This is a genomic window from Methylomonas sp. AM2-LC, assembly GCF_039904985.1.
GTDB lineage: Bacteria > Pseudomonadota > Gammaproteobacteria > Methylococcales > Methylomonadaceae > Methylomonas.
Window position 1 is genome coordinate 2416336 of record NZ_CP157005.1, and the last position, 21230, is coordinate 2437565.

Below are 21230 nucleotides of genomic sequence, written 5' to 3' on the forward strand. Positions count from 1 at the left end.
CATGACCGATAAACCCAGTATTTTAATTGTAGATGATCAACACAGCGACTTGCTAATACTAGAAGACCTATTGAGCAGGCATTATCAGGTAATTGCTGCACAAAGTGGCCGTGAAGCCTTGGATTATTTTAATAGGGAAGGGCAGGTCGATCTGATTTTGCTGGATGTGCTGATGCCCGACATGGACGGTTTTAGCGTGTGTCGCTATGTTAAAGAAAATAGCGCAACTTGCCATATTCCAGTAATTTTTCTCACCAGTTTGGATAGTGCAAAAGATGAGGAATTTGGCTTGCAATTAGGCGCAGAAGACTTTATTCATAAGCCATTTTCTGCGCCGGTTGTGTTAGCACGCGTACGTACACATTTGTCTTTAAGTGCTGCTCGAGCTGAATTAAGGCTGCATAATCTAAATCTGGAACAACTGGTCAATGAGCGTACCCAGAAAATCAGAGAACAAACGCAAAAGATACTGCTCCTGCATCAGGATATGGTGGCCGCTCAAGATGCGACCATTATTGCATTCTGTTCGCTGGCTGAAGCGCGGGACAATGAAACAGGGAATCATATTCGGCGAACCCAAAACTATGTGCGTGTACTGGCAAAACAATTACAACAGCATCCCCGTTTCCAGCATTTACTGGATGATGACGCCATTCAATTACTGTATAAATCGGCACCCTTGCACGATATTGGCAAAGTGGGTATTCCAGATGCCATTTTGCTTAAACCTTCTAAACTGACAGAAGAAGAATGGCAGGTTATGCGCTGTCATTGTTACTATGGATATACGGCAGTGATGAGTGCGCAAACAGCCATGGGAGCAAACTCAGATTCTTTTTTACGCTACGCCAAGGAGATTACTTATCACCACCACGAACGTTGGGATGGCAGTGGTTACCCCAATGGTCTGGCGGGTGAGAGTATTCCTTTATCAGCGCGGCTGATGGCCATTGCTGATGTGTATGATGCGTTAATTTCCAGACGTGTATATAAAGAACCGTTTCCTCATCATCAAGCTATTGAGATGATTAGCGCTGAACGGGGGCGGCACTTTGATCCAGACATGGTTGATGCCATGCTGCTGATTAGTGATCAATTTCAAGAGATTGCGAAGCATTTTAATGACGACCACACATAAAAGTATCGCGTATTTTAACTAGAGTGTTTTCGGCGATTGATACCCAATAACCCCATATATCCGGTTAAAAACAACCAAACAGCGTCGGGTGCCGGTACCGCATCTAAGCTGGTTTGATTGATAGCGAAGGGAGTGGTCGTTTGTGGGGTGGTCAGAGTATCAGCGTTAGTTAACAGCCAGTCGTCTGTCGCATAATTACCCGACAAAATGATTTGCGATTCGCTCCATGCGGCCACATCAAACTCGCTAGTATAGGAAGCAAACAGCCCTAAGCCACTGTCATCCATAGTAATAGTTTGCTGTGGTTTAGCAAATACCTCGCTAACGGATGAAATAAGTGGCGATGCAATGTTCGCCTGAGCGGTATTTTGAGCGACTACCATTATCCCGATTAGAATAAATACATATTTAATAATTTGATAAGAATACATTTTTATCGCTCCACTTCATCTGCTGATGCATATAACCCGACAAATTGGTTGCTGGGTTATATGACTGGCAATTATTACTTTCCCTACTGGCAATTACTATGCGTATAAATACCTATTTTTACAATTTAATATGAATTTGTACGCTGGACTGGTGATATGAAGGGGGGCGTCTTACTGTGATTCTGATTGGAAAGCCCCAGATTCACGCATTAGCTTCAGCTAATCGAATTGCAACGTCATGGGGTCAGCCTACCAAGAACTGCCACCCATTTTCGTTAGCCTGAAACAGGGATAATAACAATTTATGTTCGCTTATTACGTCGTCGCTTGAATAGCCGCTTGGAGTCTTTCCGCTGTTAATACATCAAAGCAAACACTGCCTCTGCGGGTCACACCCTGCACTACGCAAGGTGGTATCATCGAACCGCCTTCTGATGCAGTTATGCCGATGGCTTTCCATGCGAAACGATCACCGCCGTCCGTGGACAGCCAGATATGAATAGTATCAACGCCAACTACGCGTGCAGTGATATGCGGTTTTGTCGAACGTTGATGAATACCTTTGGTGACTGTTACAAATTCGGTTCGTTCACCGGTCAACTTTTTATAAAGATCCAATAAGTCACTGTCATTCGTTTTAGTGACCGTTGTTAAGGTTTGCATGGTTAACAGTTCAATCCCTTGTTTTGCTAAACGCAGTACTTCGGTATCAGGCATCGAGCTGTCATGACTAGGTTGCAATTTTCCAGTATTACGGTCTACTTTAGGTAATGTCCAGGTATTAATAGTTTCTTGTATGCTGACTAGTCTGGTTTTTGTAATCCATTTCTTTTTTTTGTTTCTAAATTCGTATTCTTGTTCTATTTGCCGTGTTTCAACTGTGGTTGCTAAGCTATATATAATAGGCATTCTAGTTCCTTCTTTAGAGAGTTATTGAGTTGAGGCGATGATAAACCGTAAAAAAGCACGTACACTGTAGATTAAAGTTAAATTTATTGCAAATAGCAACCGTGCTGCCATACGGCATTGCTGATAACGCCCCAGCACTTGTCGTGATGGGTTTCGCCGGGGTGCCTCAATAATTAATTGATGAATACGCTGTAACTGAAACTAATGGGCATCAAAGAGTCAGTATTTTTCATTTAACAAGGCTTGATCAGTAATCAGTTTATATAAATGAAAAACTTGGGTGTATAGATCCTGATATTCTGGATGGCGTTCTACCAAAGGTATAATCTGTTCGGCATCTTTAATAAATTCATCTAATAACTGTCGATCCCAATGATCTAAAAGCTCACCCTCCATTAACCTGTCATGAATACCTTTGGCTTTTGGTATGGTTTCTATGCTGAGTCTTTCTAAAATGACAATGGAGATGCCTAGGTCGTTGGAAACTTGATTCATATTAACGCCTGTTGATTAATGGGTAGTTTAATGCAATTACTGGGGCATATAAAAGGTAACTTCGAAAAACCACCCTTCGATACAACTCAGGAGAGCCCTGTCGAAGCATAAAAGCCGGGTTTTTCGAAGCTCCCAAAAGTAATGTTGTCACGTTTTCGAAATTAGCGTTGCAGCCACTCGTTTTAAAATAAGGATGCCGAGTAAAAATGCGCAATGACTATATAGTAACGCATAGATTTTAAAAAAGAGTGACAACTGTTTCCAACGTTCTGTCTGTATGCAAAGAAAGAGGTGTTTTCAAAGCATTTTCTGGTTTTTGCGCTATTCTGCTAACAGGCTGGTAATCGCTGACTTGGCATTACACTGTGCTACGGCTTCTGCTAGCTGTAACGAATTCAATTGATGTTTGACAGCTTGATTGCCATTGAATTCAAAAATTTGATAGTCTTTTTTGGCAAAGGTAACGATTTGGCATTTCTTAAACGGCATATTTTCAAAGGGCATTTCTGGCGCATTTGGGTTTAAGGGTGCAGTGCCTTCTGAACTGGGTGCGTAAATCAAAAACTCACCTTTCATGGCCAGTACTGCACGATACTGATTTAAATTGGTTAAATACAAATAACCGACTTCAACATCTTTTTCTTTTAATTTCATTGGTTAAATCCCTTGTTGTATTTTATTTAATATAAAGTTAAAGAGGGGGTAACACAAGTGGGTTATACAGTTATCGAAGAGTGTGGTGAGTTTACGAACCGCACGTGCGCCTGTGAAGGCGCATAAACAGTACGGTGAAAGTCCGGGTCGGAGAATGCCATAACTCCGTAATCAAAAGTAACTGCGTCACCGCGAGGTGGGGTGGAGAGCAACTGGAGATGAAAGACCAGTCCGTAGGAAACGAACTCGATTCGGCGGGATGTTGCGGCGAGCACGCGTGCGTACTGCGAAGCCTGAAACTCATCACATACGTTGTCATGGCGATGAAAAAAAACGATATGTGGGCGCATCAAGTGGTTGGAGATGGAATGGTCGGAAGTTTATGCGAGATAAACAGGGATACCGGCGGGTGCGAGAGAACACCTGCAGGAGTCAGAGCCTTCATAGTACCGTAAGTTTTGAAACTGCTTAGGGTCAGCAAACCTAGGAAACTGGGTAACGAGAAAGAGGAAGCCCCTCCAGAACCTAAAACCAGAAACAGTGATGACGCATGGGACAACATAACCCATGCTAGGGAAGGAAGGTAGGAAAGTAGATGAGTAAAGCACAAACGCCTACTTTGCTGAACGCGGGCTGTTCTCACTCAAAGAAGCTCATGTATTAGCTTGCCAATCCCGATGTGGAAACTACTAACTGGAGAGCCGTATGCAGGAGAACTGCCCGTAAAGTTCGGAGGGCGGCCGTTCCGACCCCTATCATGAGCCTTAATTGCTGCCATCAATCTCAAAATGAAAGCATAGCTCTCAATTTTGCTGTAATGGGTTGTGATAATGTAGGTTGTTGGGTGGGAATTGATGCGGTTCGCTGGCGCTCAACACATATATGGACTTCCCCCCTATTGCAAGACAAATTTTACCAAAATGAATGATTTCAAAAGTAATCAAGATTGCCGCCATATATTCGGTTTCAATTAGAGGTTGATTAATTTAACCACTGAACCTTGATGAACGTATTCGCGCGCTATTTCCACAAACATCCTAACGATTTTTAAAATCTATGTGCTTGAACGGGATAAATAGCACCGGTCTGACCTGTTGTTATCATCAATTGGATTTACTTGCCTCCGCAATCTGTTTTACTCTGTGTTACACCATTCACTTTTAATCATATCAACTGAGGGTTATCCACGCCTTACCCAACACCGGAACCCTTCTATCACGTGTAGGTGTTGGGTAAGGCGTGGATAACCCGGCCTACACGCTACGACATGACTACATCGGCGGACCTAACCTCATACCTCTTATTTTGTGTAGCCATTACCCACAAAATTCGGGCATTTTTATTGGCCAGTGCGACGGCCGCTTTGTTAAAACCACGTCGTTCAATTAGCGCCTGCAACCATCGACTTAGCGAGTCTGTTTTACCTTGGCAGTTTTTCAAGACTGATCGGGCGCCGTGAATCAGTAAAGTTCGCAGATAGCCATTACCTCGTTTACTGATACCCAACAACACCACCTTGTCACCACTCGTGTGCTGTTTGGGTACAATGCCTAAACTGGCTGCATAATTTTTGCTTTTGGTATAGCCTTTACCGTCCCCTATATCCGATGCAGCCATAGTAGCCGTAATGGCTCCTATACCTGGAACCTCTACAAATCGTTGACATAATTCGCTCTGAATACAGAGTTGATCAATCTGCTTATCATACTCTTTGATCGTTTTATCCAATTCCTTGAGTTTTTCAAGCTGTTTGGCAAACAGATTTCGACTGATCACGCTTAAACCATTCTCAGCATCTTCAATAATTTCAGTGAGGTGCGTTCTGAGCTGATTGATGCCTATAGGCAGCACAATTCCCCACTCACCTAAAAAACCCCGAATTCGATTCGCCACCGCCGTCCGTTCATCCACTGTACTTTGACGCAATCGATGCAGCATTTGAATATCTTGCTGCTCAAGCGTCTTAAGCGAAACTGTTCGTCTTTTCGGTTGGTGTGTTGCCGTCCAAATAGCCTCTGCATCGTTATAATCATTTTTATTGCCCACCACAAACCCTTTCACATAACGGGCATTCAGCAATACCACTTCATGCCCCAGTTTCTTGATTTCTCGCGCCCAATAATGCGAGCCTCCACAGGCTTCCATACCAATGATACTGACTGGCAAGTTCGCTATGTACGACAATAAATCCGCTCGCTTTACTTTCTTTTTAATCTGTTTCAGTTCAGCATTAAAACTCACCAGATGAAAAATGTTTTTTGCTAAATCTAAACCAATTACGTTATTCTTGATCATGGATTTCTCCTTACCCTTGTTTATTTGCCAGGTGCATTATGACACCGTTAGGGGTGGGGAGAAGTCCATGCCATCATCCTACGCGGTTGTTTGTTTTTAAGGTTGGTGGTTAGCTGCGTATAGGCTTGGTGGGTTAGGATGCGCTGATAAAGAATTTAATGCTTGATGATAATAAAATTGCGCATCTAACCCACCATACAGGCCTAGCTTGCGCAGCGTCCAAGCCAGTATTGCGGTTTAAAAAGTGACCAAGCCTTTTTCATAATATTTAAACAGATCAACACCGTATTCATCTGATTGTAATAGCTGTTTAATTCGAAACGCTTCGCCGCCCTGGTTTTCAGTGACCATGGATAAGTCCACTAGATATTCGTTACAGGGCTGTTTGTTAGCATCCAGTATAATCAATATGGTGGGTTTTAGTCGGGCTTTGGGGTTGGAATGTAATACCAATCCGACTTCGCCACTGGTGAGTTCTACCAAGCTGCCAACAGGGTAAATGCCCAAGCAGGCGATAAACTTCATGGTTAGTTTTGGGTTGAGGTGGCCCTCTGAAGAAATATCTGTGAGTATTTTAATCGCATCCAGATGCGACTTGCCTTTCTTATACGGGCGGTCACTGGTAATGGCATCGTATACGTCTACAACGGAAACCATTTGCGAAAAAGGCGTAATATGTTCGGCTTTGAGTTTACGCGGGTAGCCAGTGCCATTCATACGTTCATGATGCATGTGTGCCACATCAATGGCACCGGAATACATATCCCGCGAGTCAATCAATATGCGCCTGCCTTGTTCAGCATGTGATTCCATAACACGCATTTCATCGTCGGTAAGGCGGCCGGGTTTGTTCAAAATTTCGGGTGGAATGACCATTTTTCCCATATCGTGCATCATGCCGCTTAAACCCAGGTTATTGAGTTCTTCACGGTTTAAGTTCATTTGCCGACCCAGGGCAACTGCAAATATGCACACGTTCATGCTGTGCTGCGCGGTGTATTCGTCCCGATTTTTCAGCATGGCCATCAGCATTAGATTATCGGGGCTTTGCAGAATGTTATCTACACAGCTAGCCACGGCTTGTTTAGCAACCACGGTGTTGATGGGGCGTCCAAACTTGGCTTCTTCCATAAAGCTTTTAACCAGCGTACTGGTTTTGCGATGTAGGACTTCAGTTTCTTTAATTTGTTGTGTGAGTTGTCTGCGTGAGGTATAGTCGGGCGAAGAGGGCAGAAAATCGTTGCTGTACCCCGTACTGCGGGTAGAATAAGTGGTGATTTTGGTTTGTTTGCTAACATCAATAAAAACAAACGCGCATTGCGATTGCACGGCATCTATGTCTTCTTGGTTTTTAATCTCAAAACCTTGAAACCAGAAGTTAGTTTCCAGCCAGGGTCTGTCCAACTCTGAGACATACATCCCAACTCTTAGATCTTTGACATCTATCTGCACAAGATCGACAGTTTTTATCCAGCGATGATGTTCGGTTTTTTTCAAATTTAGACTATCCTTAATGACAGTGAATTGCTATCTCATGCTATTGTTATTATCAATACATTTTATAGGTAATTAGCTGTAGAGTGTTACTACTTAGTAGTAATTCTTTGTGACGATTCACAGTTTTAGGCCTAGACTAATTGTATGCATGATATTTGAGAAACTCGGTTAATTAGTTAACAGAGAGACTCATTTAACGTTAGAAAAGTTCAAAGCCGGTGATGGAGCCGGATGCATAATATTTAAACAAATCTATGCCACATTCATCAGGCTGTATTATTTTCTGTATCTCATAATGCTGTGCTGCGTTGTTCTCGCTCATCATGGCCAAATCGATAATATATTCGTTACATAAACGATCGTTGGCGTCTTTTAAAATCATTATTTTAGGTTTTAGCTTGGCATTTCGATTGCTTTCAAGCACCAGACCAATTTCACCGCTGCGTAGTTGCACCAGACAACCCACCGGATAGACGCCCAAGCATTCAATAAACTTTAAGGTATAGTACTGGTTTAAATGCCCGGCCTGGGCGGAGTCGTTTAAGATTTTGATAGCATCTAAATGCGACATACCTTTCCGGTATACGCGGTTACTGGTCATGGCATCGTAAATATCTACAATAGCCACCATCTGTGCATACGGCGTAATTTGTGTTGCCTTTAATTGGCGCGGGTAGCCTATGCCATCCAGACGTTCGTGATGCATATAAGCCACCTCAACCACTTCTTTATAGAGGGCAGTGGTGTTCATCAATAAACGCGAGCCTTCTGTGGTATGGGTTTCCATGATGAGTCTTTCGTCGCGCGACAAGTGATGAGGCTTGGTGAGTATTTCGTACGGGATGCGCATTTTTCCCATATCGTGCATCATGCCGCATAAGCCCAGATTATTTAGCTCGGTGCGGCTTAAATTTAATTGGCGTCCCAATGCCAGCGCATATATGCACACATTCATGCTGTGCTGTGCGGTATAGCTGTCTAATGCCTTGAGTTGTGTCATCAACAATAAGGTATTGGGCGCTTCGAACAGAGTATCCACGCAAGTGGCAACCGATTTTTTGGCCAGTACTGTATTAATGGTACGCCCAAATTTAGCCTCTTCCATAAAGCTTTTTACTACTGTACTGGTATTGCGATGCAGAATTTCGGCGTGGTTGATTTGTTGTTTTAAAAATGCGTCAGATCGGTTTGGTTGAACAGGATTATAAAACGCCGGTTTTTTTTCGGGAGTGGGTGCAGGGGGTGATGAATATTGCGGTATTAGCGTTGACTGTTTTCTAACGTCGATATAGACATAGTGGCATTGGTCTTGTACGGCTTGTATATCCTGTTGATTTTTTAGAAGAAAGCCTTGAAACCAGAAGTTTGTCTCCAGCCAGGGACGGTCCAGTTCAGACACAAACATGCCTATCTGTAAATCTTGGACATCGATTTTTTTTAATTCAATCGTGTCGATTACGTGATGATGATTGTTTGTCAACAAAACTGTCACCTTGTACGAGAAGTTTGGTAGGCGTGTCAATTATGGTGCTACGCAGTAATATTTACGGTCATACATTTTGCCGCGGTAGCGTTTCTAGTATACCTAGTAAGTCAATTTTTTCAAATTGTAGAAGTGATTTCGTTTAGAAGCTGAGACTTCGGCTTTGCTGTTGATGGGGGCTGTCTATATTTGGGTGTGATAATGAATGTTGCTGGGTGGGAATTGATGTGGTTCACTGGCGCTTAACATTTCTATGTGGATTATAGCTCTTTAGCTAATAGCAAGGCTTCAAACTCGCTCACTGGCACGGGTTTACTGAATAAAAACCCTTGGCATACTTGACAGTTATGTTGTTCCAAAAACTCGCGCTGGGAGTGGGTTTCCACACCTTCGGCAATTACTTCCATGCCTAAATGGTTAGCCATGGCGATGATGGTTTGCACTATTACGGTGTCATCCGGATCTATGAGTATATCTTGTACAAAACTTTGATCTATTTTAAGTTGATCCAGCGGTAGTTTTTTCAGGCTAGAAAGTGATGAATAGCCTGTACCAAAATCATCCATGGAAAACCGCACGCCAATAGCGCGAAGTGCATTCATTTTAGACACAGTGTCATCAATATCCTCAAGTACCATCGTTTCGGTCAATTCCAGTTTTAAGCGGTCTGGATTGATGCAGGTGGTTTGGATGACTGACACTACGTTTTCTACAAAATCCGGTTGACGGAATTGGTGCGCACTGACATTGACAGCTAATTGCAGATGTTCAGTATGCGGAGAAGATTCCCAGCTTTTAATTTGTTGACAGGCGGTTTCCAGAACCCAGAGACCCAAAGCCAGTATTAAGCCAGTCTCTTCCATTAACTGTATAAATTCTATGGGTTGTACCAGTCCACGCTGTGGGTGTAACCAGCGGGTTAACACTTCGGCACCTATGGTATGGTTGTGTTGATTAACCTGTGGTTGATAATAGAGAATAAATTCACCCTGTTTTACCGCGTCTCTAAGATCCGCTTCCAGTTTTACGCGGGCGGTAATAGTGGCTTGCATTTGCGGATCAAAAAAACATAAGGCATTACGCCCCAGATTTTTAGCTTGATACATGGCGATATCTGCCTGTTTCAATAATTCATCCATGCCTTGTTCGTGACCGCTAAATAAGGTGGCCCCCATACTGGGTGTGCTGCGATAGTCGTAACTATTTAACAAATAAGGCTGACGCAGGGCCGATTGTATTTTTTTGCCGATAAGTTCTGCATATTTAGCGGCTTCCAGTACATTTTCGTTGAGATTTTCCAGTACCACCACAAATTCATCGCCTCCCAAACGGGCAACGGTGTCACCTTCACGCACACAAGAGGTTAAACGCTCTGCCACAATTTGCAGAAGCATGTCTCCCATATCGTGTCCTAAGGTATCATTTAGAATTTTGAAGTTATCCAGATCGATAAACAATAAACAGCCTTTGCGGTGATGCCGATGACTGCTGACTAGTGCCTGTTTTAAACGTTCCTGTAATAGGCGGCGGTTGGGTAGCCCGGTTAATGGATCGTAAAAGGCTAGGCGTTCAATTTCCTCGGCAGTTTGTTTACTGAGGCTCATATCCAGGTAAGTTCCCAGATAATGCGTAATTTCGCCATAGTCGTTTTTAATGGAGGTAATGGAGAGTTGTTTGGGGTGAATTTCGCCATTTTTATGTTTATCCCAAACTTCGCCCTGCCAACTGCCGTTACGGGCGATGTGTTCCCATATTTGTGTATAGAGTTTGCTGCTGGTGTGCAGATCCGATGCGAGTATATTAGGACTGCGTCCAATGACTTCGTCTGCGCTGTAGCCTGTGGTTTCTATGAAAGCTTGGTTGACGCGTACAATTTTACGTTCGGTATCGGTAATAATGGTGCTTTGCCAGGCATTAAAAATGGCTGCAGCAATATGCAGCTCTGAGGCCATTTTTTGGGTTTCGATCAAGCTGTCGTTAAGCGATTGATTATCTTCCAGTAGTTTGGCTTGATGGCCTTGTAGCATAGACAGTGCGTTGATAAAAATCAGCGAGGCAATTAGAGAGGTAATAAAACCTGTTACCAGAAAAGCCGATGAAATTTCGCCGGTTAGTAGTTGGGCGAGTGCGCTGGTCAGCATTTCACTGAATGCAACGCACATCAATACCGAGCTTAACAAAAGTCGGGTTCTAGAAGATTCTTTTAGCCAGTTAATAAAACAAGCGTTCATTTATCTGTATCCAGATTCGTTACAGGGGATAAGCTTTAAAAATTAAAAGTATATAAGCAGAATCTATCTGGGTAAATCATCATAAATGCAACCTTATTGCCAAGATTTATGTTAAAAATAATCATTTTAGAGCTTATCTTTAATAGATAAAAGCTATGCACTTTTGTTCAAATTCTCAATTTTTGACGGTTTTCTGTGAATTTCATCATAATTGTCTGCTGACTATCTAGCAATCAGATTTCCTTGGTTTTGTAGACTAGCCGTCATTTTTATATTGGCAAAACCAGAAATATCAACTTCTGTAGAGTATGTGTCTAGTTTGCCGCCTATAGTTTTAGTCCATGAAATGCATGCGTCGGTATAAATTGCGTGCCTGATTGACCGACTGACGATTGAAGTCGGCGATGGCCTCATAGCGACCTGCCAGCCAATCTTGATAGACGCTACTGGCTTTTTTAGCACTGCCATCTTGCAGACCAAACGCTTGCGCAAGGCTTTGCAAATCGGTTTGAGCCTGGTTTGGGTAGCTGCCGTTCCACACGGTATGGGTATCAAAAACGCGCTCATCCCAGGGTTTGGCATCCAGCGGAATGACGACGCTGGGTTTCACCCGATTAATGACGCAACGTTGCCAGAGAAAACGTAAATCAAAGCCACTAATGTAATGACCGACCCATTGGCGGATGAAACGCCGTTGACCGGTGTGATCTTCTAGTTGTGCCATTTCGTCCATAAAGGTTTGTAATAAGCCGCGTTCACTGGATAGGTCGTCGCGCCAAAAGGCAATGACTTCCTGATCGTCTATTGCCCAGGCGATAGAAAATATTTCTCCATACAGACCATCCAGTGCAGTTTGTACGTAGCGACGCTCTGCTTCTTTATGTAAATTTTCTTGATACCATTTGGCAATGCTATCTGGATTTTTGTAGGTGGCTGGTGGTTTGATAGATTGCGTGATATGCGCAATCATTTGTGGATCTTGCAGCGGAATGGTTTGAATATCAATAAAAATCGTCGCCATTGAGTCACCTGAATACCTAGTCTATAAATACGGGCTTCGCACCCGCCTGGCGGTTTAGCTCTGATTATGAGGGCGAGGTGAACCGCTAAAATTTATTCCCATAAAGGGATAATTAGCACCTTGTCACTCCGAGTATGTCCGTTGTTGGTTTGATCATCCATACCTAAAGGCTTAGATGAATATGAATTTATAATCTTGTGCGATTGATGTGCCATCTTCCGTTAACACTTCCTAAACCGCCTGACCATTACCTTGCATAGTGACTAATATTTTAGCATAAATTTAGCAAAACGCTAAATTTATAGCTTTTTGCTTTACGCAAGATAAGCGGTGTCTAGCTGTGTTGATTTGCTATCTAGTAGTTGACGCATTTGGCAGACAGGTTACAATCTTTGCCATACTTATCAGTTCTTGAGATAGGCTAAGCAATAAACGGGTTGTTTCGCATTGTTTCAATACTATTATGGAGAGACTTATGAAAGGCGATAAAAAAATTCTGGGGATACTGAATGATCTGCTGGCAGGTGAATTAAGTGCGTCCGATCAATATTTAATCCATGCAGAAATGTATGCAGATTTTGGCTTGCCGCATCTGGCCGAAAAAACCCTGCATGAATCTGAGCATGAGCGGTTACATGCTCGCGCCCTGATACAACGTATTTTATTTCTGGAAGGCAAGCCAGATATGGTTAAACGCCATGCCATTCAGGTGGGTAGTCAGGTGCAGGAAATGCTAAAAGCCGATCTGGCAGTGGAATATCAGGTGGTGGGTGAATTGAAAAAAGCCATTGTCGCTTGCGAAGCAGCTGAAGATTTTGTCAGCCGAGATATACTGGTGCTGCAATTGGATGATACAGAAATGGATCATGCTTACTGGTTGGAAAAACAATTGCATTTGATCAGTTTGGTCGGTATTGAAAATTATGTGCAAAGCCAAATGAAACCAGGTTTATAACATTTAAGGAGAGCGATACCATGAAAGGCGATAAAAAAGTGCTGGATATTTTAAACAAGGTACTTAAAAACCAACTGACCTCGATTAATCAATATTTTTTACATGCGAGGATGTTTCGCAATTGGGGTCTGGAAAAACTCAACGATTTTCAGTACAAACAATCCATACGGGTAATGAAAGAAGCCGATAAGGTGATTGAGCGTATATTATTCCTGGAAGGCTTGCCCAATCTGCAAAATCTGGGAAAACTGTCTATTGGCGAAAACATTGTGGAATGTTTGTTAAGTGACCTTAACAACGAGAAAGAGACTCAACGGCCTTTATTGGTTAAAGCAGTGGCACTTTGTGAAGAACATCAGGATTTTGTGAGTCGCGATTTACTGACAGAATTATTGGAACATTGTGAGCAAGCCATAGATTGGTTGGAAACCCAGCAAAGCCTGATTAAGGATGTGACCCTGCCGAATTATTTGCAGGCACATATTGAGGTGGCGGGTGAATGAAGGACATAGTTTCTGAGATAACGGCTATGTTTGGTTAAAACAAAGCTTAGATTGAATCTTGGGGTGTTAGCGATTTTAAGGCTAACGCCCTGGATTGAAAGGGTGTTAGCGATGTTGGGCCGACACCCGTATTTCGCTACGCTACATACGGGCTACATTAATTAGATTTATAGCGCGGCAAAGCCACTGACTTCCTGGCTGGGGATTTTGTTGCCAATCAGTTTTTCTACCAGACGGAGTGCTTGGTATTCTTCAGAACACACTAAGGATACTGCTTGTCCATTTTGGCCGGCGCGTCCGGTTCTGCCAATACGGTGTACATAATCGCTGGAGGAACGCGGCAGTTCAAAATTAACTACATGCGGTAATAGCGCAATATCAATGCCTCGCGCAGCAACATCGGTTGCCACCAATACACGAATATTACCTTGTTTGAAACCGGCCAAAGCACTGGTTCTGGCTCCCTGACTTTTATTGCCGTGGATGGCTGCGGCACTAATCTCGGCGGTATTGAGTTTTTCGGTGAGTTTGTTTGCTCCGTGTTTGGTGCTGGTAAACACCAATACCTGTTGCCAGTTATTTGTTTTGACTAAATGGGTCAATAAAGCAGTTTTTGCACCTTTGTTGACCTTATACACTAATTGTTCAATGGTGTCGGCGGTGGCGTTTTCGGGCGCGACTTCAATTTTGACTGGACTATGCAGTAAATCGGCAGTCAGTTTACGAATATCGGCGGAAAAAGTAGCAGAAAATAACAGGTTTTGGCGTTTTTTGGGTAATAAGGCCAATATGCGGCGTATGTCTTTAATAAAACCCATATCCAGCATGCGGTCAGCTTCATCCAATACCAGAATCTCCACTTTATCCAGTTTCAGCGCATTTTGCTGGCATAAATCCAACAGGCGTCCTGGCGTGGCTGTTAACACGTCTACACCACCACGCAGTCGCATCATTTGTGGATTAATTTTAACGCCACCAAACACGACATCGGATTTTATACGCGGGTGTAGATGAGAGCCGTATTTTACGACAGATTCGCCCACTTGAGCTGCCAGTTCGCGGGTTGGTGTCAGTATTAAAGCTCTAACTGGACGATTGCGCTCGTGATGAATATGGCTGAGTTTGTGCAGAATAGGCAGGGTAAAACTGGCGGTTTTGCCGGTGCCGGTTTGAGCGGCGGCCAATACATCATGCCCTGCTAGTATGGCGGGGATGGCTTGGGATTGAATAGGGGAGGGTGTGGTGTAACCGGCTTCTGTCACAGCATTTAGCAAAGCGCTGGATAAGCCAAGTTGGGTAAAGGGCATAGATTCTCTCAATAGAAATAAATAAGCAGATAGTACACCAATCTGGGGTTGGTGTTTTGTGTAAAGAAAATAGGCTGCAAAAACTTTTGTAACCAATTATATATTCATAGCGGCAGGTGGCTCCCGTCGCAACCTAACTCATTTATGGCGGTTAGGATTAATGCTGTGTAGCGGTTATTTTTTGTTGACGGTGGGTTACGTTGTGCGGCTTACGCATCCACTTGCTTTGCTCGGTTTGAATGTCTAAATAGTCATTAAGCCAGAGGGTAATCAAATGCAAGTAGATAGGCTGGTTTTATAAGTTATTCGCTATCTGTAATGGCTGGTTTTTGGCTTGGTTGATAGCGTGTACCGGTCGTAAATAATTTGCCATCAATGATTTTCATTGGTCTGGGTTCTCGTTTATAGCCGTTCTGTTCCATGACTTGTCTTAGCATACGGTTAATCATTCTTAACCATAAATCTGCTTTAATGGCTTTGCCAAATTGTTTCCATAACTGCTCTTGTATGCCTTCGATTGCAGGGCGGCGGTTAGCAGTAGTGGTTTGTAATATGACTAGGGTTTCGGCTTGGTTCATAAATTCCCACAAGGCGATTCCGGTGGCAGTGCTGGCGATTTCGGTATAGGGGCCGGGTTTAAATTCTTGCATAGTAGCCTCTTTATGTAGCGTGGACTTATTCAATCCAATGTCTTAGTGTGGACAAAACATCTAAGTTTACATTGTTTTTATACACTTAGCTATTATAATTAACTTAATGTGTGGGTTCTTATCCGTTACATCAGTTAACGCGTACTGTATACCTGTATGCTTTGACAGCGCTTTGCTAAGCGAAGACTAAAGGTTTACCACAAAGGTATACAGTAGCGGTCACTTAACTCAGTGACTAGTTTACTAAAAAATGCGGGCAACTAATAGCATTGATATGCACGTTAGAAATTTTCTTTGCTCAAGCATGGTCTGCCGTGTCATTAAAATGCAAAACACGCATTATGCTTACGCACTTAAGCGGCAATTAACTCTGTAATACCTCTGCGGATGACAGGGAATTTTTCGATAATAGTAAAGCGTCGATTATGAGTTTGCGCCCAGGCTTTAAGGGCTGAAGTACTGATGGTGCGTGCTGCGCCATAACTACGATTTCCTTGCTCATCTTCAGCCGTAATAATAGGGCCCGCCAAAGCCCATTGATCAGGTTGTTCGGGGTGGGCGAGAATAAAGTGTCGATCACCAACGATGGCGCGGCGTTGAAATTGACTGTCTAATGATTCCATGTTTGCTCCTTTCATAGGGTAGTGCGTGGTTTAAGAAATGGGTATGTTCAGATTTCGATTAAGCTAAAATTCACTCACTCGTTAGCGTCGTTTTTTATAATTAAAATCAATGAGTGATAGGATGTGCCTAACAAGGTACAGCGCATCTGTGGCAATTGGCGATGTGCTTCCTTACAGTGCAAATGCTATAAATACTTGGCTTTATGCTGAGTTGTTAGTTATGGCCGGGTTATCCATTACGTAACAGCTGTTGAGCAGCCTGCATCAGGCGTTTTCGGTAATGCAGGCGTTCCGTTTCATTCAGCTTGCGATAGTTTAGATGCGCTGCGACGATGGCTTGAAAACGTTGGCTATCGTCGCCACGCCACCAAATATGTGCTTTTGCTGCTTTCAGGATGTAACGTTGGTAACGTGTATCTAATTGCCGGAACTCTCTGGAAAGATAAATGAGGCGTTCGGCGTAAGGCCAGCGCAGGGTGTCATTGATCCAGCGTTTGCCTTCCCCCGAGCGCACAGGTTGAAACGTTTCCTGCCAAAAGCGTAATGTAGAGGCCCCTTCCATAAAGGGGTGTGGTGACAATACGTCTGCCGCATGCAGATTGATATACTCCTGCAGGCTAAGCGCTGCTAGCGGCTGGCTTAAGTCATTAAGCGTTGGGGCGTTTTTGAATTTTTTTGCCATGATATTGCTCTTCTGCAATCTTAATAAACTTGACCGGATGAATAATAAAATCGAACGACGCTAAAAACGGTTGGCCATCACGCCCAGCACAGCGTCCCATTAAAAAATCGGAACGGCTGATATGCCGAAAATAATTTTGCCAACTTTGCAGGTCGTCCAGTTCATCCTCGAATAAGGCTTTAATGCGACGCCGGCGCGGGTCGTTAAGCTTGTATACTTTTGGCAGCCCAGGTAGACATTCATGATACAAATCCACAATCGCTTGATACGGCGTTAATGCCGAACGTTTGGTGGTGGAACTACTATTATCTCTACCTTCAGGTAGAGAATTAGATTCCTGAATACCTGTATTTTGATGTGTGGGATGGTGCAACTGTGCTAAGGGCAGGCTGGTTGGCGTATGCTTGGCTGCCGAATCTGCGGCAATGCTAGTTTGCGCCTGCGGGTAGTGGTTGTGGTCGGCTACTGGTGCGCTTGTGGGGTATTTATTTTGCGCAAATTTATCGATATCGGCTTTCGGCAGGAAAAAAATCAGATAATCAGGATCTGGAATACGTTCAATTAACCCCGCTCTTTTTAATTGATCGATAGAGGCGCGAATACTATCTTTACTGGCTTTGGGCTGCACCTGACGGTTAATCCATTCTTGAACGATTTCTGCCAGCATCAGTAGGCTAATACGGCGCTTACTGCCGCCGCTAATGCGGGTGCCATAATCCATATAACGGCGAATGCCGCGTAAATAGATAATCTGAGCCCGTAACGGCAAGCCTTGCAAGGCATCGTCTTCCTCATTATTCCAACAAGTTCTCATACATTCCTGCTTAAAATAGTGTTGGGTGCCCGTGCTAATAAAGTACCCGTTTGTTATTTGAGCCTATCAACAGACTACCCAAAAAAGCCCGGCAATGACTGCCGGGCAGGTGGGGTAGACCATGCAGCAGACATTTTCCCGGTCTGCCAGCGGTATAACGCTAAAGCTTGTGCTAAATATTTTGCACGGCAAAATTTACGCCTATGCTAACTTTTACGGGCGATTTTAGTGCTGTAAAAGGTTTATATGACCACAATATAGCGTAACGCTAAATATAAATCAAGCAAATTTAGCGTAATGCACATTGCTATTATGCTAAATAAGGCTTTAAATGTTAACCACTTGCTGGTAGCGCTGCTAACAGAACTTGAAGCGGCTGCCAGATAAGTCGGGCAAGATTAAATTGTCGGTGTATTTCCACGACATGGGTACATGCAGACTTTAATAGCCTGTTAGATAAAAAAGCACTGGCACTCAATGGTTGATTTGGTTGTCGGTCCGATTAGGGGAAATTGATGACATACACTATTAAAGAAATACGGGTGCGTAATCTCAGGTTGCTGATTGCTGAATCTGGCTTAAGCCAAGGGGCGTTTGCCTTAAAAGTGGATACAGCACCCGCGTATATTAGCCAAATATTTAGCGCGACGACCAAGCGCAGTTTGGGTGATTTGATGGCGCGTAAAATAGAAACCAAATTAAATTTACCCAAAGCCTGGATGGATACGCTGCATACTGCCGAGGAATATCAGGCGCTGCGTAAGGGTGAAAAATTGCCTGTCGGCCACCAATTGTTAGGTATTTTAGACTTATATGATGATGAATCAGATGAGCATAGCGACGATGTATTGCTCGATTTTTTAACTCCTCAACACTTATCCGCAGGGGCGCAGCGTACTGAAATGACACAGCCAACCGAGCATAAACTTAGATTTTCCAAAGCCTTATTACATAAACTCGGAATAGCCGAATCAGCGGCATATGGCTGGGTTATGGAAGGTAACAGTATGGTACCCGTATTACCGGAAGGTGCGGTATTGGGTATTGATACGCAACATACTGAAATTAAAGATGGAGATATTTATGCCATTGACCATTTCGGGAATTTGCGCGTAAAAATACTCTACAATTTGCCGGGAGGCAGTATCCGCCTACGCAGTTATAATCAGCTTGAATGGCCGGATGAACAGGTGAGTTATGAGGAGCTGTTGAATTTTAAAGTATTAGGCAGAGTGTTCTGGTGGTCGGTGGTTAGGTAAATTGAGCGCAAAGCGGCAATATGCCTGGGCTTATCCCTTGGATAAGCTTCAGGCTGCCTGACGTGTTTGGCTGCTGTTTTTTTTGGCCTGTTTCAGGCATTGCCGTGCCGCGTGAGAACAGCGACCGCAATCCACACTCACTTGCAATTCCTGACGTAAATCTTGAAAAGTGGTGCAGATACCGTTATTAACAGATTGTTCAATATCACGCTCTGTGACACCTTGGCATAAACAGATATACATATAAGCTCCAACAAACTATTGTTGAGAAGCATTCTCATTTAGTTCTGGGTGTTTGTCAAGTGGTTAGGGCGGTTAAAGTGTGATTTAATTAATAAAATTGTCATCTGCTCACTTTATAATGAATTTCCCCTCCATCACCTATTGATCGCGTCCAATTAAGTCTGGTTTAGTGCAATTGCAGTTAGGGTGCCTCAAAAGACTTGAGGACGCTGTTTCAATAAACTCAGCCATAACCTAAGCTATCGATATAATAGGTATAAACAGCGTTTGCATGAGTGATAAAAAGTGTATTCAGGCACCCCCCGTATTTTTATATTTGTTGAACCCCTATGCAATCTATTATAGCCTCAAGATTTTTAGTCGCGCTTTTTGTTACAGGCAGCCTAGTCTACTTTTTTCTGTTACTGCCGAGTGAAATTGGACATACCTTGTTTGACGATGCCTATATGTATATTCGATATAGTCAAAATTGGTTGCATGGGCATGGTTTTTCCTGGAACGCGGAAGATGGCCCGGTGTATGGCATCACCAGTACCGCGTATTTGTTTTTAATCACCGCGTTACTCAGTTTTATGCATGTATCTGATGGCATGCTGCTGACTGGCACCTCTTGTGTGGCGGGGTTACTGTCTTGTGCGGCTATGGTTTATTTGGGTTTTCTGACCATGCAGAATCAGCTATCACGTACTTATTGGTTACCGCTGCTGATTGTGCCTATTTTTTTATCGCAATCGCCTTTTAAATTCCATTGTTATACCGGCATGGAAACCACCTTTTCGGTGTTACTTAATACCTTGCTGGCGTGTGGTGTGGTGATCACCAGTCGCAAACCCAACCAGTTAAATTTGCTGTTGTGCGGCTTAATTGCCTATCTATGTTATTTAACCCGGCCTGATGTCGGAATCTACGCTTTATTATTTCCGCCCTTGTTTTTGTTGGCGACTGATCGTTCGCTATGGAAATATGCGTTAAGCTATAGTCTGGGCTTTGTACTGGTTTTGGCAGTGGATTGCGGGCTTAAACTGGTGCTTTTTAATGATGTACTTCCGCTACCTTTCTATGCAAAAAGCACTGGTTTTTATAAAGGCTATCTGGGCGTGTGGAATCAAATGGAACAAATGCTGTTCTTTTTGGTAACGGTTATCCCATTTGTGCTGATTATCATTAATAACATTGTCGCTAAACACGTCAGGCAGATTGCGGCAATTCTGATACCGCTGTTGATTACGGTTGCCTATCTGGCAACGGTTACGCAAATTATGGGGCATAATTTCAGATATTATGTGCCGTCCATCCCTTTTATTGTGTTAGCCAGCTTTATTGTACTGTCTACGCCCGACTCTACTGAGCAAAAAACCGATGCGAGCCAAGTGGTGTTTTATAGGCTGTTAGTCTCGTTTTTATGTTTATCAATCTTGATATCCGACCCTATTAAGCATAAGTTGATCAATTTATGGGGGCATGTGGCAATTAAACCCCAGGTTGCCTATCAGCCAAAATCACACTATGCATTACCGGTAACAGCAAGTTTGCCAGAGCTGAACTGGTGGAATGCCATTACCACAGTCAGTGATTTGTTGAAGCGTATGCCTAAAGGCATCGTGTTTGCTGCGTCAGAGCATGGCTATATTTCTGCTCAAGTTCCAGATATTACTATTATAGATTTGGTGGGTCTGCATGATCGCACCATAGCCAAACAAGGTTTCTCTGCCAGCTATATTTTATCCAGGCAGCCGGACATTATTATGTTACCCGTGAAAGATTACAGTTACGATTTGGCAGAGTTATTAGATAACCAGACTTTAAAAGCGAATTATGAATATTATCCAGGTGTGTTTGATTATGGCATTGCTATAGCAAAAACTTCTAAGTATTTTCCGGAAATTAAAGCTGTTTTGGCGGCTGATTTTATGCAAACCTATTCAGGATTAAAGTTGGATGATTATTTAGCTACCTGGACAAATTGAATGGCACTTATATAAGGACGTATTGTTTTAATGCTTCTATTGTTGGGTTAACTGTGTTGAATTAACCCAACAG

20 protein-coding genes are annotated in these 21230 nt (G+C 43.2%); 5 read left to right on the forward strand and 15 right to left on the reverse strand.

Features of this window, described 5'->3' with window-relative positions; translation table 11 throughout:
- Position 1: 1 nt before the first annotated feature.
- Positions 2 to 1138 carry an HD domain-containing phosphohydrolase gene (locus ABH008_RS10935; RefSeq protein WP_347989886.1) on the forward strand — a complete coding sequence of 379 codons (1137 nt, stop codon included), beginning with the start codon at positions 2 to 4 and terminating at the stop codon, positions 1136 to 1138.
- Positions 1139 to 1152: 14 nt separating this feature from the next.
- Here the strand turns inward: ABH008_RS10935 and ABH008_RS10940 are convergent, their stop codons facing one another.
- The 9 genes from ABH008_RS10940 to ABH008_RS10980 all read right to left on the reverse strand — a co-directional run bounded on the left by ABH008_RS10940 (position 1153) and on the right by ABH008_RS10980 (position 12154).
- A complete protein-coding gene (locus tag ABH008_RS10940) occupies positions 1153 to 1569 on the reverse strand; it encodes a hypothetical protein (RefSeq protein WP_347989887.1) in 417 nt (138 codons plus the stop codon).
- Between the two features lie 315 nt (positions 1570 to 1884).
- Positions 1885 to 2478: a hypothetical protein gene (locus ABH008_RS10945; protein ID WP_347989888.1), complete on the reverse strand. Its 594-nt coding sequence runs from the start codon at positions 2476 to 2478 to the stop codon at positions 1885 to 1887.
- A gap of 219 nt (positions 2479 to 2697) precedes the next feature.
- Entirely contained in the window at positions 2698 to 2973 is a 276-nt protein-coding gene (locus ABH008_RS10950) for a hypothetical protein (protein WP_347989889.1), read from the reverse strand.
- A gap of 321 nt (positions 2974 to 3294) precedes the next feature.
- The gene (locus tag ABH008_RS10955; protein ID WP_347989890.1) at positions 3295 to 3627 is read right to left on the reverse strand and encodes a hypothetical protein; all 333 of its coding nucleotides are present in this window, start codon (positions 3625 to 3627) and stop codon (positions 3295 to 3297) included.
- Positions 3628 to 4887: 1260 nt separating this feature from the next.
- Positions 4888 to 5922, reverse strand: a complete 1035-nt coding sequence (locus tag ABH008_RS10960; RefSeq protein ID WP_347985910.1) for an IS110 family transposase — start codon at positions 5920 to 5922, stop codon at positions 4888 to 4890.
- A gap of 237 nt (positions 5923 to 6159) precedes the next feature.
- Positions 6160 to 7419, reverse strand: a complete 1260-nt coding sequence (locus ABH008_RS10965; protein ID WP_347989891.1) for an HD-GYP domain-containing protein — start codon at positions 7417 to 7419, stop codon at positions 6160 to 6162.
- A gap of 199 nt (positions 7420 to 7618) precedes the next feature.
- Complete coding sequence (locus tag ABH008_RS10970) at positions 7619 to 8902, reverse strand: HD-GYP domain-containing protein (RefSeq protein ID WP_347989892.1); 1284 nt, start codon at positions 8900 to 8902, stop codon at positions 7619 to 7621.
- Positions 8903 to 9162: 260 nt separating this feature from the next.
- Positions 9163 to 11133 carry an EAL domain-containing protein gene (locus tag ABH008_RS10975; protein ID WP_347989893.1) on the reverse strand — a complete coding sequence of 657 codons (1971 nt, stop codon included), beginning with the start codon at positions 11131 to 11133 and terminating at the stop codon, positions 9163 to 9165.
- A 334-nt stretch (positions 11134 to 11467) separates the two neighbouring features.
- Positions 11468 to 12154 carry a hypothetical protein gene (locus tag ABH008_RS10980; protein WP_347989894.1) on the reverse strand — a complete coding sequence of 229 codons (687 nt, stop codon included), beginning with the start codon at positions 12152 to 12154 and terminating at the stop codon, positions 11468 to 11470.
- 475 nt (positions 12155 to 12629) lie between these two features.
- Here ABH008_RS10980 and bfr (ABH008_RS10985) point away from each other — a divergent pair, with 475 nt between their 5' ends.
- Together bfr (ABH008_RS10985) and bfr (ABH008_RS10990) are read left to right on the forward strand one after the other, a co-directional pair.
- Positions 12630 to 13109, forward strand: coding sequence for a bacterioferritin (bfr, locus tag ABH008_RS10985; protein ID WP_347989895.1), 480 nt, complete (start codon positions 12630 to 12632; stop codon positions 13107 to 13109).
- Positions 13110 to 13129: 20 nt separating this feature from the next.
- A complete protein-coding gene (gene bfr / locus ABH008_RS10990) occupies positions 13130 to 13612 on the forward strand; it encodes a bacterioferritin (protein ID WP_347989896.1) in 483 nt (160 codons plus the stop codon).
- A gap of 167 nt (positions 13613 to 13779) precedes the next feature.
- On the opposite strand, the gene ABH008_RS10995 is transcribed toward bfr (ABH008_RS10990), so the two are convergent.
- From ABH008_RS10995 to ABH008_RS11015, 5 genes are all read right to left on the reverse strand, one after another.
- On the reverse strand, positions 13780 to 14919 hold the full coding sequence (locus ABH008_RS10995) for a DEAD/DEAH box helicase (RefSeq protein ID WP_347989897.1): 1140 nt from the start codon (positions 14917 to 14919) through the stop codon (positions 13780 to 13782).
- A 302-nt stretch (positions 14920 to 15221) separates the two neighbouring features.
- Positions 15222 to 15569, reverse strand: a complete 348-nt coding sequence (locus ABH008_RS11000) for a hypothetical protein (protein WP_347989898.1) — start codon at positions 15567 to 15569, stop codon at positions 15222 to 15224.
- Between the two features lie 353 nt (positions 15570 to 15922).
- A complete protein-coding gene (locus ABH008_RS11005) occupies positions 15923 to 16192 on the reverse strand; it encodes a hypothetical protein (protein ID WP_347989899.1) in 270 nt (89 codons plus the stop codon).
- A 229-nt stretch (positions 16193 to 16421) separates the two neighbouring features.
- Positions 16422 to 16874, reverse strand: a complete 453-nt coding sequence (locus ABH008_RS11010) for a hypothetical protein (protein WP_347989900.1) — start codon at positions 16872 to 16874, stop codon at positions 16422 to 16424.
- Complete coding sequence (locus ABH008_RS11015) at positions 16840 to 17688, reverse strand: hypothetical protein (RefSeq protein WP_347989901.1); 849 nt, start codon at positions 17686 to 17688, stop codon at positions 16840 to 16842. The genes ABH008_RS11010 and ABH008_RS11015 overlap by 35 nt, the downstream gene beginning before the upstream one ends.
- Before the next feature lie 515 nt (positions 17689 to 18203).
- On the opposite strand from ABH008_RS11015, the gene ABH008_RS11020 reads away from it, so the two are divergent.
- Positions 18204 to 18947 carry a S24 family peptidase gene (locus tag ABH008_RS11020; RefSeq protein ID WP_347989902.1) on the forward strand — a complete coding sequence of 248 codons (744 nt, stop codon included), beginning with the start codon at positions 18204 to 18206 and terminating at the stop codon, positions 18945 to 18947.
- Between the two features lie 48 nt (positions 18948 to 18995).
- On the opposite strand, the gene ABH008_RS11025 is transcribed toward ABH008_RS11020, so the two are convergent.
- Positions 18996 to 19190, reverse strand: a complete 195-nt coding sequence (locus ABH008_RS11025; RefSeq protein ID WP_347989903.1) for a (2Fe-2S)-binding protein — start codon at positions 19188 to 19190, stop codon at positions 18996 to 18998.
- Between the two features lie 329 nt (positions 19191 to 19519).
- Here ABH008_RS11025 and ABH008_RS11030 point away from each other — a divergent pair, with 329 nt between their 5' ends.
- Positions 19520 to 21157, forward strand: a complete 1638-nt coding sequence (locus ABH008_RS11030; protein WP_347989904.1) for a hypothetical protein — start codon at positions 19520 to 19522, stop codon at positions 21155 to 21157.
- Positions 21158 to 21230: the final 73 nt, after the last annotated feature.